Origin of the sequence: Microbispora sp. GKU 823 (assembly GCF_002027145.1) — a bacterium.
Taxonomy (GTDB): domain Bacteria; phylum Actinomycetota; class Actinomycetes; order Streptosporangiales; family Streptosporangiaceae; genus Microbispora; species Microbispora siamensis.
Window position 1 is genome coordinate 32,739 of the sequence record NZ_MWJN01000019.1, and the last position, 11,304, is coordinate 44,042.

General features: G+C 73.0%; 12 protein-coding genes. 7 read left to right on the forward strand and 5 right to left on the reverse strand.

Going from position 1 to position 11,304, the window contains the following annotated elements:
* Positions 1–422: 422 nt before the first annotated feature.
* From B1L11_RS50575 to B1L11_RS12770, 3 genes are all read right to left on the reverse strand, one after another.
* Positions 423–905 carry a PHP domain-containing protein gene (locus B1L11_RS50575; RefSeq protein WP_256862486.1) on the reverse strand — a complete coding sequence of 161 codons (483 nt, stop codon included), beginning with the start codon at positions 903–905 and terminating at the stop codon, positions 423–425.
* Positions 906–984: 79 nt separating this feature from the next.
* Positions 985–1,251, reverse strand: a complete 267-nt coding sequence (locus B1L11_RS12765; RefSeq protein ID WP_079314666.1) for a DUF6504 family protein — start codon at positions 1,249–1,251, stop codon at positions 985–987.
* Positions 1,252–1,412: 161 nt separating this feature from the next.
* Positions 1,413–2,642 carry a hypothetical protein gene (locus B1L11_RS12770; protein ID WP_079314667.1) on the reverse strand — a complete coding sequence of 410 codons (1,230 nt, stop codon included), beginning with the start codon at positions 2,640–2,642 and terminating at the stop codon, positions 1,413–1,415.
* A 192-nt stretch (positions 2,643–2,834) separates the two neighbouring features.
* Between B1L11_RS12770 and B1L11_RS12775 the strand changes: the two genes are divergently transcribed.
* The gene (locus B1L11_RS12775; RefSeq protein ID WP_079314668.1) at positions 2,835–3,956 is read left to right on the forward strand and encodes a glycosyltransferase family 4 protein; all 1,122 of its coding nucleotides are present in this window, start codon (positions 2,835–2,837) and stop codon (positions 3,954–3,956) included.
* Positions 3,957–4,028: 72 nt separating this feature from the next.
* Here B1L11_RS12775 and B1L11_RS12780 read toward each other — a convergent pair whose 3' ends face one another.
* Positions 4,029–4,727: a GntR family transcriptional regulator gene (locus B1L11_RS12780; RefSeq protein WP_079314669.1), complete on the reverse strand. Its 699-nt coding sequence runs from the start codon at positions 4,725–4,727 to the stop codon at positions 4,029–4,031.
* 188 nt (positions 4,728–4,915) lie between these two features.
* Here B1L11_RS12780 and B1L11_RS12785 point away from each other — a divergent pair, with 188 nt between their 5' ends.
* From B1L11_RS12785 to B1L11_RS12805, 5 genes are read left to right on the forward strand one after another with little or no spacing between them, the layout of a single operon-like run.
* Positions 4,916–6,157, forward strand: a complete 1,242-nt coding sequence (locus B1L11_RS12785) for an NRAMP family divalent metal transporter (RefSeq protein ID WP_079314670.1) — start codon at positions 4,916–4,918, stop codon at positions 6,155–6,157.
* A gap of 16 nt (positions 6,158–6,173) precedes the next feature.
* A complete protein-coding gene (locus B1L11_RS12790; RefSeq protein WP_079314727.1) occupies positions 6,174–6,938 on the forward strand; it encodes a LamB/YcsF family protein in 765 nt (254 codons plus the stop codon).
* Positions 6,935–7,549, forward strand: coding sequence for an allophanate hydrolase subunit 1 (locus B1L11_RS12795; protein WP_079314671.1), 615 nt, complete (start codon positions 6,935–6,937; stop codon positions 7,547–7,549). Before B1L11_RS12790 ends, B1L11_RS12795 begins: the two co-directional genes overlap by 4 nt.
* Positions 7,550–7,574: 25 nt before the next feature.
* Positions 7,575–8,507 (forward strand): biotin-dependent carboxyltransferase family protein, encoded by a 933-nt coding sequence (locus B1L11_RS12800; RefSeq protein ID WP_256862487.1) that lies wholly within the window; start codon positions 7,575–7,577, stop codon positions 8,505–8,507.
* Entirely contained in the window at positions 8,507–9,292 is a 786-nt protein-coding gene (locus B1L11_RS12805; protein WP_079314673.1) for a putative hydro-lyase, read from the forward strand. The genes B1L11_RS12800 and B1L11_RS12805 overlap by 1 nt, the downstream gene beginning before the upstream one ends.
* A gap of 9 nt (positions 9,293–9,301) precedes the next feature.
* Here the strand turns inward: B1L11_RS12805 and B1L11_RS12810 are convergent, their stop codons facing one another.
* Entirely contained in the window at positions 9,302–10,039 is a 738-nt protein-coding gene (locus tag B1L11_RS12810) for a GntR family transcriptional regulator (protein ID WP_079314674.1), read from the reverse strand.
* Between the two features lie 112 nt (positions 10,040–10,151).
* Between B1L11_RS12810 and B1L11_RS12815 the strand changes: the two genes are divergently transcribed.
* Complete coding sequence (locus tag B1L11_RS12815; protein WP_256862488.1) at positions 10,152–11,303, forward strand: ABC transporter substrate-binding protein; 1,152 nt, start codon at positions 10,152–10,154, stop codon at positions 11,301–11,303.
* Position 11,304 lies beyond the last annotated feature (1 nt).

Here is an 11,304-nt window from a genome sequence, read left to right on the forward strand (position 1 = left end):
GGCCACGCGGCGCGTCTCGGCCAGCAGCCGCGCCGCCCGGCCGGTGTCGCCGCCGCAGATCCGCGCGGCCACCCGCGCCATCTCGGCGCCGTCCTTCAGGTACGCGTGGGCCGTGGGGTCGTCGAGATGCCGCCCGTCGAGGGGCACCAGCTTGCGCGCCGCGTCGAGCACGTTGCCGACCTGGTGGTCGGCGGCGTCCAGGTAGCGGACCGCGTTGGTCAGCACGACAGGCACGCCCATCGAGTCGGCCAGTCCGATCATGCGGGCGGCGGTGTTCGCGTCGCGGTAGCCGTACAGGTCGGACACCTCGACGACCAGGTCGGGGACCACCGCGCGCCAGGCGGCCAGCAGGGCCCTGGCCTGGTCGTCGCGCCGCTCGGCCACCGCGCGGCCGACGCCCGAGCGGGGCCCGAGCAGCACGGTCAGCCGCGGCCCGCCGTCCGGGCCGGTCGCGTGCTCGGCCACCATCCCCGGCGTGACGTACGGCTCGCCGCGCTCCCCCGCTTGGTGGGCGGCCGTGACCAGGCGGCACAGCGACGCCCAGCCGCCGGTGCGCGCGAGCACGACGACCCCGCGCCGGCTCGCCCCGCCGTCCCCCCGGGCCGTGCCCCGTGTCCGCTATGGCGGCCCCGCGGCGGGCGGGTGGACGGCAGGCCGCCCCCGAACAGGTCGTCCGACGAAGAACCCTTGTCGAGGGCGAGGTCCACGCCGACGACCGGGCGGACGCCCCGCTCGTGGCAGGCGATGACGTGCTTGATCGCGCCGTAGAGGCCGTCGCGGTCGGTCAGCGCCAGCGTGTCCATGCCGTGCTCGGCGGCCCGCCGGACGAGGGCGGCCGGGAACGCGGTGCCGTACCGCAGTGAGAAGGCGGACGCCACGTGCAGGTGGGCGAAGGCGTGCGTCACGGGCGCACCCCCGTCCGTCCCCCGGTCCGTCCTCCAGCGGCCCGTCCCCCGATCGTCGTGGGTGGCTGGAGCGTTCCCATCAGTCCCAGGCCCTCAGCAGGAGCCAGCCGCCGCTGGCGGTGTCGAAGCGCAGTTCATAGGTCCCGACCTCCTTGCCGGCCGCGGCGCCCAGCCGCCAGAAGCGCCGCTCGCCGGGATCGGCGTCCGAGGTCTTCCACCATTCCCTCGCGACCACCCAGTGGTCCTGGATCTCGCGGACGGTGTAGAGCCGGTCACGCCAGACGAACTGCGCAGGGTGCCCGTCCCGGACCCACACCTCGATCGGATCGCCGTAAAGTCTGCTCAAGACTCCTTCTCCCTGTGGCTTCGTGGCCACCCGGGGGAAGACGGGCGGATGATTCGGGCAGAATCGCCGCTACTTCGAACATACGTTCCCAGGAGATCCAACGCAAGTCGGCGCGGCCCGTTCCCGGGAACGAAAGCCCTGGAAGCGCGCCCGCCGGCGGATCACTCGCCGAGCCAGATCCCGCCGCCCCGGTAGGGCGGCCCCTCTTGTTCGGTGGTGTCCGCCACCGCCGCCCAGACGCGCGCCGCCCCCGGCTCCCTGGCAACGGCCGCCACCCGGGTGTGCCCGAGCGGGCCCGCCGGAAACGTCCCGTACGTCCACCGGCCGCCCGACAGGTGGCCGACCGCCGTGTTCCACTCGTTCTTCGAGTAGAACAGCCAGAACCCGCCCCGGCCGTCGGCCTCCAGCCCCACGTGGGGATCGAGCTCCGGCTCGGCCGGCAGGCTGTAACTCCACCGTCCGTTCTCACGCAGCAGGAACAGCGTGCGGCCGCAGTAGGTCACGTCCTCCTCCTGGGTGCCGCAGACCCACGCGACCCAGCCGACGGCCGCCACCCTGCCCGACTCGTCCACCGCGAGGTCCACGAGCTCGGAGAGCTGGCCGCGGTGCAGCGCGGGGACCGCGGGGAGCGGGACCGCGCTCCAGGACCAGCCGTTCCACCGGGCGAGGGCGGCCCGGCCGCGGCTGGAACCGGCCGCCCAGACCGCGCCACCGGGCAGGCCGTCCACGTCCTTGGCGACCAACGGCGGCCGTGCCGTGCGCCAGGCCGTGCCGTCCCAGTGCCGCAGATCCGCCCGGGAGCTCCAGGGCTCCTCGGCTCCCCCGGCTCCGTCCAGGAAGTTGGCGTTCACGACCGCCCACACGTCGCCGGGTGCCGCCGCGTGCACCTGCTTCAGGTCCGGGCCCGGGCCGGGCGCCGTGGTCCACCTCCGCCCGTTCCAGCGCGCGGCGGCCTCCTCCCCGAACAGCCACACGTCGCGGTCGGAGGAGGCGGCCACGGCGCGCGGCTCCATCGGCGGGATCGGGACCTCGCGCCACCGCTCGCCGTCCCCGCGCAGCAGCAGCGGTGACCTCGTCTCCGGCCCGCACGGCTCCCGCACGCGGGTGCCGGCCGCCCACACGGTTCCCTCGCGGGTCACGGCGAGGCCCGCGAGGCGGTCACGGTAGTCGTAGTAGGCGACGCGCCACCCGCCGCCCCGATCAGGGCTCGGCTCCGGCATGGGCGAGCCGGTCAGGCAGGAGGGCGAAGGCCGCTCCCGCGCGGCGGCCGAGGCGGCCGCGGCGTCGGTCTCGTTCCACGTCTCGAGATCCCGGGGCGTGGTCGACGCGCACGCCGCCGGCAGGACCATCGCGGCCAGCGCCGCCGCCACCCGCAGAATCCGCGTCCGCATAACCATAAGACGCGGCGGTCCGGCATCCGGTTCTGCCGGAACAGGAGGGGCCTGTTTGGCACTCGGGACAGGAGAGTGCTAACAGTATTGACGTCGCCGGCGCGGGCGCTCGGACCGAGCACTACGACGCGTACGCGGCGGCGGTGATCTCTACGCCGAAGACCGTGGACGCGCATCGGAGGTGTACTCGTCATGCGTTCAGTGAGCGACCTTCACCCCGCCCGTTTCCGCTCCGGCGGCCTGCGGATCGCCATGGTCGCCCCGCCCTGGTACGAACTGCCGCCCCGGGCGTACGGCGGCATCGAGGCCATGGTGTCCGACCTGACCACCGCCCTCGTGCGCCGTGGTCACACGGTGACGCTGATCGGCGCGGGACGCGCCGACACTCCGGCGGACTACGTCGCCACCTATCCGGAGGCCCCCTCGTCGCGCATCGGAGAGCCGCTGCCCGAGGTGGTGCACGCGGCGGCGGCCGCGGCCACGCTGGCCTCACTCGACGTCGACATCGTCCACGACCACTCCCTGGCGGGCCCGCTCACCGCGGCCTCCCGTACGACCCCGACGCTGGTGACCGTGCACGGCAGGATCGACGGCGACCTCGGCGAGTTCTACCGCCGGCTGGGCGGCGCCGTCTCGCTGGCGGCGATCTCCGGCTCCCAGCGGAGGTCGGCGGCCGACCTGAACTGGGCCGGGGTGGTGCACAACGCCGTGGACGTCTCGGCCTTCCCCTACCGGGAGGACAAGGAGGACTGGCTCCTGTGGCTGGGCAGGTTCAGCCCGGACAAGGGCGCCCACCTGGCCATCGACGCCGCCCGCGCCGCCGGGCGGCGGATCCTCCTCGCGGGCAAGCTGACCGAGCCGTCCGAGCACGAGTACTTCTCCCGGTTCGTCCGTCCTCGCCTGGGCGCGGACGCCGAGTACGTGGGCGAGGCCGACGCCGCCCGCAAGCGCGACCTGCTGTCGCGGGCGCGCTGCCTGCTGTTCCCCATCCAGTGGGAGGAGCCGTTCGGGCTGGTGATGATCGAGGCCATGGCGTGCGGCACGCCGGTGGTCACCCTGCGCCGCGGGGCGGCCCCCGAGGTCGTGGTGGACGGCGTCACCGGTTTCATGCGCACCTCGCCGGACGAGCTGCCGGACGCGGTCGAGCGGGCCGGCGGCCTGGATCCCCGCGCCTGCCGCGCCCATGTCGAGCGGCATTTCGACGTCTCGGTCATGGCCGAGGGATACGAGCGCCTCTACCGGCAGGTGATCGCGGAGGCGGCCCTGCGGGAACGCACCCCCGCCCCGGCCCCCGCCTCCGCCCTCGCCGGCTGACCGGCGACCCGCTCCCGGCCCGACCCGCGCCCTGCCGTACGTGCGGCGGACGGGCCGGGAGCGCTCGGCGACTCAGACCGCGCGTTCCGCGTAGGCGGCCAGCAGCTGGGCCTGCGCGGTGTCGAAGTACGCGAGCAGCTCCCGCTCGGCCCGCTCGTGGTCGCCGTCGATCAGCAGCGTGGCGATGCGCGCGTTGTCTTCCAGGTAGGGCTCGTGGAAGGTCCTCAGCTCGCCCATCACGTGGAAGGCCAGCCGCAGCTCGGCGAGCAGGCGCGCCATGGTCTCGTCCACGCGGGGGCTGGCGAGCAGCGCGGTGATCGCGCGGTGGAACCGCATGTTGGCGGTGCCGACGGCCGCCCAGTCGCCGCTCTCCGCGGCCGCCTGGCCCTCCTCCACGTGGCGCCGCACCTCCCCCACGGCCTCGGGCGTGGCCGTACCGGCCGCCCGCACGCCCGCCGTCTCCAGGATGCGGCGCATCGCGTAGATGTCCGCCACGTCGGCCGCGGCGAGCTTGCGGACGAAGACACCGCGGTGCAGCTCGTGCACCAGCAGGTTCTCGTGCGACAGCAGCCTGAACGCCTCTCGGAGCGTGTTGCGGGAGACGCCGAGCAGGTTCCCGATCGTCTCCTCCGACAGGCGGGTGCCCGGGGGCAGGGATCCGTCGATGACGTTCTCCCGCAGGACGTCGGCGACCAGCTCAGCGGCGCTGGCCCGATCGAGCACCGGCCGGGCCGCGCTCAACCGTGCCGCCCAGTCCGCCATAGCCGTCATCGCCGTGACCCCTTCTCGACCGCCCGATCACTCCCAGCTTAGGCCGCGGCACGTCGGCCGAATTCCGCGATCACCATCGGATTTCGCGCGATCACACGCGGTTGTAGCGTGGAAGTAACCTACAAGAGGGTTGATGAATCGTTGAACAATCCTCTAGCTTCCAGGGGAGGTGAGCAAAGGAGTCTCGCATGAACCGACCCCCCGGCACCCAGACGGCTTCATCCGCGGGCATCACGAGCGGAGAGCGGCGCTCGGCGCTGCTCGGCGCGATGTTCCTCATGGCCACGAGCGCCATCGGCCCCGGCTTCATCACGCAGACGACGACGTTCACGGCGCGGCTCGGGGCCGCGTTCGCGTTCGTGATCGTCGCCTCGATCCTCGTCGACATCGCCGTCCAGCTGAACGTCTGGCGGGTGATCGGCGTCTCCGGGATGCGCGCCCAGACGCTGGGCAACCGGGTGCTGCCCGGTTCGGGATATCTCCTGGCCGTCCTCGTGGCCTTCGGCGGCCTGGTGTTCAACATCGGCAACGTCGGCGGCGCGGCGCTCGGCCTGAACGCCCTCGCGGGGGTCGACGTCAAGATCGGCGGCACGGTGTCCGCCCTGATCGCCGTCGCCATCTTCCTCAGCAGGCGGGCCGGGGTGGCCGTGGACCGGATCGTCGTCGTCCTCGGCGTCGTGATGGTGGCGCTGACGCTGTACGTGGCGATCGTCTCCCACCCGCCGGTCGGCGAGGCCCTGCGGCAGACGGTCCTGCCGGACACGGTCGACTTCCTCGCCGTCACGACGCTGATCGGCGGCACGGTCGGGGGGTACATCACCTACGCGGGGGCGCACCGGCTCATCGACGCGGGCGTGACCGGGCCGCGGAACGCCGGGCAGATCACCCGAAGTTCGGTCACCGGCATCCTCGTCACCGGAGTCATGCGGGTGATCCTCTTCCTCGCCGCACTCGGCGTGGTGGCCGGAGGATTCCGGCTCGCCGCGGACTCCGCGAACCCGGCCGCCGACATCTTCCGGAGCGCGGCGGGCGAGCTGGGCCTGCGGCTGTTCGGAGTCGTCCTGTGGGCCGCGGCCATCACCTCGGTCATCGGCGCCTCGTACACGTCGGTGTCGTTCCTCGCCAGCTTCTCGCCCCGCATGGACCGCTACCGATCGTGGATCACGGTGGCCTTCATCGTGGTCTCGACCGCGGTCTTCCTCCTCCTCGGCAAGGCTCCGGCCAACCTCCTGATCCTCGCCGGAGCGCTCAACGGCCTCATCCTGCCCGTCGGCCTGGCGGTGATCCTCTGGGTCGCCGCACGCCGCCGTGATCTCATGGGCGGGTACCGCTACCCTGTCTGGCTGCTCGGCGTCGGCGTGCTCGCCTGGGCCCTGACCATCTACCTCGGCTGGAACTCCCTCAGCGGGATCAGCGCACTCTGGAGCTGACGTGCCCCACCAGACCATGTGCATCGACCTCAACTCCGACCTGGGCGAGGGCTTCGGCCAGTGGAGGCTCGGCGACGACGACGCGCTGCTGTCGATCGTCACGAGCGCCAACGTCGCCTGCGGATTCCACGCGGGAGATCCGGTGATCATGCGGCGCACCTGCGAGACCGCGGCCGCGCGTGGCGTCGTGATCGGCGCCCAGGTCGGCTATCGCGACCTGGCGGGCTTCGGGCGGCGCTTCGTCGACGTGCCGCCCGTCGAACTCGCCGACGACGTCATCTACCAGATCGGCGCCCTGGACGCCTTCGCGCGGGTGGCGGGCACCAGGGTCAGGTACGTCAAGCCGCACGGCGCGCTCTACAACGCGATCGTGCACCACGAGGCGCAGGCCGCCGCGGTGGTCGCGGCCGTGCGGGCCTACGACCCCGGCCTGCCCGTGCTCGGCCTCCCCGGCTCGGCGTGGCTGCGCCAGGCATGCCAGGCAGGTCTCACCACGATCGCCGAATGCTTCGCCGACCGCGCCTACACCCGGGAGGGCAGGCTGGTGCCGCGCGGCGTGCCGGGCGCCGTCCTGCACGACCCCGCCCGGGTCGCCGAGCGCAGCGTACGCATGGCCAGGGGCGAGCCGATCGAGGCCGTCGACGGGACGCCGCTCACCATCACGGCGGACTCGATCTGCGTGCACGGCGACAGCCCCGGCGCCGTCGCCATGGCGCTCGAGGTCCGTGACGCGCTCAAGGCGAACGGCATCGGCCTGGCGCCGTTCGTCGAGAAGCCGTGAACGCACGGCTGCACCGCTGCGGCGAGCACGCGGTCCTGGTCGAACTCGACCGCCTCGAGGAGGTGGTCGCCCTCTACGACGCCCTCGCGGCCGACCCCCCGCGGGGAATCGTCGACATCGTCCCCGCGGCCCGGACGCTGCTCGTCCGGTTCGAGCCGCCGGCGCGCCACGCCGAGGTGGAGTCCGCCGTCCTGGCCGTACGGCCGGCCGGTGGCCGCCGCACGACGACCGAGGAGGTGGTGATCCCGGTCGTGTACGACGGCGACGACCTCGCCGACGTGGCCCGGCTGACCGGGCTCACCGAACGCGAGGTCGTGGCGGCGCACACCGGGACACCGTGGACGGTCGCCTTCTGCGGGTTCGCCCCCGGCTTCGGATATCTGATCGGCGGCGACCCCCGGCTCGCCGTACCGCGGCGGCCGGAGTCGCGCGTGCGCGTGCCCACCGGCGCCGTGGGGCTCGCCGGGGAGTTCAGCGGGGTCTACCCGCGCGAGTCGCCGGGCGGCTGGCAGCTCATCGGGCGTACCGAGACCGTCGTGTGGGACATCGCGGCCGACCCGCCCGCCCTGCTGCGCCCGGGGGTCCGGGTGCGCTTCGCGGAGGCGTCGTGAGCAAGGCGGCCGTGAGCGAGGCATTGTGAGCGGGACGACTGTGCGCGGGCTTCGGCGGGCGCTGGTGGTGCTGGCCACCGGTCCCCTCACCACGGTGCAGGACCTCGGGCGGCGCCGGCACAGCCATCTCGGCGTCGGGCGTTCCGGCGCCGCCGACCGGGGCGCGCTGCGGCTGGCCAACCGCCTGCTGGCCAATCCCGAGAACGCCGCCTGCCTGGAGGTCACCCTGGGCGGGCTGAAGGTGCGCGCCACCGGCGACCTGCTCGTGACGCTCACCGGCGCGCCCTGTCCGGCCACCGTCACCGACGCCGAGGGACGCACGCGCGGCATCGGGCACGCGTCGGTCGAGAGCCTGCCCGACGGGGCGACACTGCGGCTCGGCGTGCCGCCCCGGGGGCTGCGGACCTATCTGGCGGTCCGCGGCGGAATCGACGTCCCCGAGGTGCTGGGGTCGCGGGCCACCGACCTGCTCTCGGGGCTCGGCCCGGAGCGTCCGGCGCCCGGATCGGTGCTCCCGGTCGGGCCGGCGCCGGCGGAGTTTCCCGCGGCCGATCTCGCCCCGGTGCCGGAGCCGGAGTCCGGCGTCCTCATGCTGGACGTGATACCGGGACCACGCCACGACTGGTTCACGCCCGGGGCGCTGGCGGCCCTGTGCGCCGAGCCGTACGAGGTCACCCCGCACAGCGACCGGGTCGGCATGCGGCTGCGCGGGCCGCGCCTCGAACGCGCTCGCGACGGGGAACTGCCGAGCGAGGGCATGGTCCCCGGCGCGCTGCAGGTGCCGCCGTCGGGACAGCCGACGCTCTTCCTCGCGGATCACCCGGTGACCGGCGGATATCCCGTCATCGCGGTGGTGCGCGACCACCACGTCGACCGGGCGGCACAGGCCCGCCCCGGGCAGCGCATCCGTTTCCGGGTGGCCGGAGACCGACGACTTGTCGACCACAGGAGGCTCTGATGGGACTCGACCCCGCACGTCTGACCCCTCGCGAGGCGCGGGAGCTGTTCCGGGGAGGGCTGGTCACGCCCACCTCCGGCTGGGCCGCGGGGTGGGCGCAGGCCAACCTGATCGCGCTGCCGAGGGACAGGGCGTACGACTTCCTGGTGTTCGCGCAGCGCAACCCGCGCCCCTGCCCGGTGCTCGCCGTGACCGAGCCGGGCGAGCCGTTCGCGTCGATCTTCGACGGCGACCTGCGCACCGATCTGCCCGCCTACCGCGTCTACCGGGACGGCGAGCAGGTCGCCGAGGTCACCGATGTGACGTCCTACTGGCGCGACGACCTGGTGGGCTTCCTCATCGGCTGCAGCTTCACGTTCGAGGCCGCGTTGCTGGAGGCCGGCGTCCCGATCCGCCACATCGAGGCGGGCACGAACGTGCCCATGTATCTGACCGACCGGCCGTGCGTCCCGGCGGGCGAGCTTTCCGGGCCTCTCGTGGTGTCGATGCGCCCGATCCCCGCCGAGCTTGTGCCGGCCGCCGTACGGGTCACCTCGCGCTATCCGGCCGTGCACGGCGCGCCGGTGCACGTCGGCGACCCCGCCGCGCTGGGCATCGCCGACCTCGCCAAGCCCGACTTCGGCGACCCGGTCGAGGTGCGCGACGGCGAGCTGCCGGTCTTCTGGGCCTGCGGGGTGACGCCGCAGGCCGCGGTGATGCGGTCGCGGCCGCCGTTCGCCATCGGCCACGCGCCCGGCCACATGGCGATCACCGACGCCCGCGACAGCGCCTACCTGGTGCCCTGACGGTCCCGGTCAGTCGCCGGCGCGGCGGACGAGGGGGTTGGCGGCGGTGGAGTTGCGGATGCTGAAGGTCACGCTGCCGGCGCGGTAGCGGTCGTCGGAGCACTCGACGGGCCGGCCCTCCTGGGTGGTGGTGACGCGGCGCTGGCGCAGCAGGGGGCTGCCCCGCCGCACACCGAGCAGCCGGGCGTCCTCGCTGCCTGCCGCCACCGCGTCGATCAGGTGCTCGCCGTACGCGAAGACGAGGCCGACCGACTCGTAGAGCTCCTGGGTCACCGACTCGCAGTCGGGGTCGAGCCGCTCGACGGCAGGGGCGATCCAGCCGGCGTAGACGGTGCGCTCGACCAGCACCGGTTCGCCGTCGAGCCGCCGCAGCCGCAGCACGTCGAGCACCTCATCCCCCGGCTCCAGCGACAGCCGCGCGGCCTCGTAGGGCGAGCACGGGCGGCGCTGGGAGGACAGCACGGTGCCGCTCGCGCGGTAGCCCATCGACCGGGCCCACTGGGCGAAGCTGTGCAACTCGGCGAAGCTCTGGCTGCGCTCGCTGCCGAGCACGATGCGCCGCGCGCCCTGCCGGGACCCGACCAGCCCCTCGGCGGCGAGCAGGGCGACGGCCTGGCGGACGGTCCCACGCGCCGCCGAATACCGTAAGGCCAGCTCAGCCTCGGAGGGAAGCTGAGCGCCTATCCGGTAGTCCCCCCTGACGATGGCGTCCCGCAAGTCACTCGCGATCTGTTCGTAGCGCGCCATCGTGCTGAGCCCTTCCGTTCACGCGACTGACATCGATATGCGACTTACTAGCTCTGGCTTGTTTGTACAAGTTCGCCTAAGTTCGATCCACGCACCACAGTGGGAGGGACCGTTGTCCACACGTACCGCCGGCCTCGTGGCCGCGCTCACGATAACCACCTCAGTGATCGCGGCATGCGGCGCCGCCCCCACGACCGCCGGCGGCGGCTCGGGATCGGGTGATTCCAAGGCAGCCTCCGCGACCTCCGCCCAGGACTTCGGCGGGCTGGACAAGCTGGTGGAGGCCGCCAAGAAGGAAGGGCAGCTCAACACCATCGCGCTGCCGCCCGACTGGGCCAACTACGGCGAGGTCATCAAGGCGTTCGAGGCCAAGTACGGCATCAAGATCACCAATGACAACCCCGACGGCTCCAGCCAGGACGAGATCAACGCGGTCAAGACCCTCAAGGGCCAGGGGCGCGCCCCCGACGTGCTCGACCTCGGCAGCGCCTTCGCGCTCAGCGGCGCCCAGGAGGGCCTGTTCGCGCCCTACAAGGTGCAGAGCTGGGACAAGATCCCCGACGGGCAGAAGGAGCCCGGCGGCGCCTGGTACTACGACTACGGCGGCTACATCTCCATCGGCTGCGACGCCAAGCGGGTCAAGACCTGCCCCCAGACGTTCGCCGACCTGCTCAAGCCCGAGTACAAGGGCATGGTCGCGCTCAACGGCGACCCGACCAAGGCCGGCGCCGCCTTCGCCGGCGTGTACGCCGCCTCGCTCGCCAACCAGGGCTCGTTCGACGACATCCAGCCCGGCATCGACTTCTTCAAGAAGCTCAAGCAGAACGGCAACTTCAACCCCGTCGAGGCCACTCCCGCCACGGTCGAGAAGGGCGAGACCCCGATCACCCTCGACTGGGACTACCTGCAGGCCAGCTACGCCAAGGAGTTCTCCTCCAAGGGCGTGGACTGGAAGATCGCCATCCCCGCGGACGGCCAGTACGCCAACTTCTACGCCCAGGCGATCAACAAGTGGGCGCCGCACCCCGCCGCCGCCCGCCTCTGGCAGGAGTTCCTCTACAGCACCGAGGGCCAGAACCTGTGGCTGAAGGGCTACGCCCGCCCGGTGCTGCTGCCCTCCATGCAGCAGGACGGCAGCGCGGACGCCGCCATGGTCGCCCAGCTCCCCAAGGTCGAGGGCACCCCCACGTTCCCCACTCCCGACCAGGTCAACAAGGCCAAGGAGGTCCTGGCGAGCGGGTGGGGCGCGGCGGTCTCGGGCTGAG

Bases quoted from the DNA above. Each gene is read 5' to 3' on its own strand.
- B1L11_RS12770 (WP_079314667.1), bottom strand. From the start codon at position 2,642: ATGCGGACGCGGATTCTGCGGGTGGCGGCGGCGCTGGCCGCGATGGTC.
- B1L11_RS12775 (WP_079314668.1), top strand. From the start codon at position 2,835: ATGCGTTCAGTGAGCGACCTTCACCCCGCCCGTTTCCGCTCCGGCGGC.
- B1L11_RS12780 (WP_079314669.1), bottom strand. From the start codon at position 4,727: ATGACGGCTATGGCGGACTGGGCGGCACGGTTGAGCGCGGCCCGGCCG.
- B1L11_RS12785 (WP_079314670.1), top strand. From the start codon at position 4,916: ATGAACCGACCCCCCGGCACCCAGACGGCTTCATCCGCGGGCATCACG.
- B1L11_RS12790 (WP_079314727.1), top strand. From the start codon at position 6,174: ATGTGCATCGACCTCAACTCCGACCTGGGCGAGGGCTTCGGCCAGTGG.
- B1L11_RS12805 (WP_079314673.1), top strand. From the start codon at position 8,507: ATGGGACTCGACCCCGCACGTCTGACCCCTCGCGAGGCGCGGGAGCTG.
- B1L11_RS12810 (WP_079314674.1), bottom strand. From the start codon at position 10,039: ATGGCGCGCTACGAACAGATCGCGAGTGACTTGCGGGACGCCATCGTC.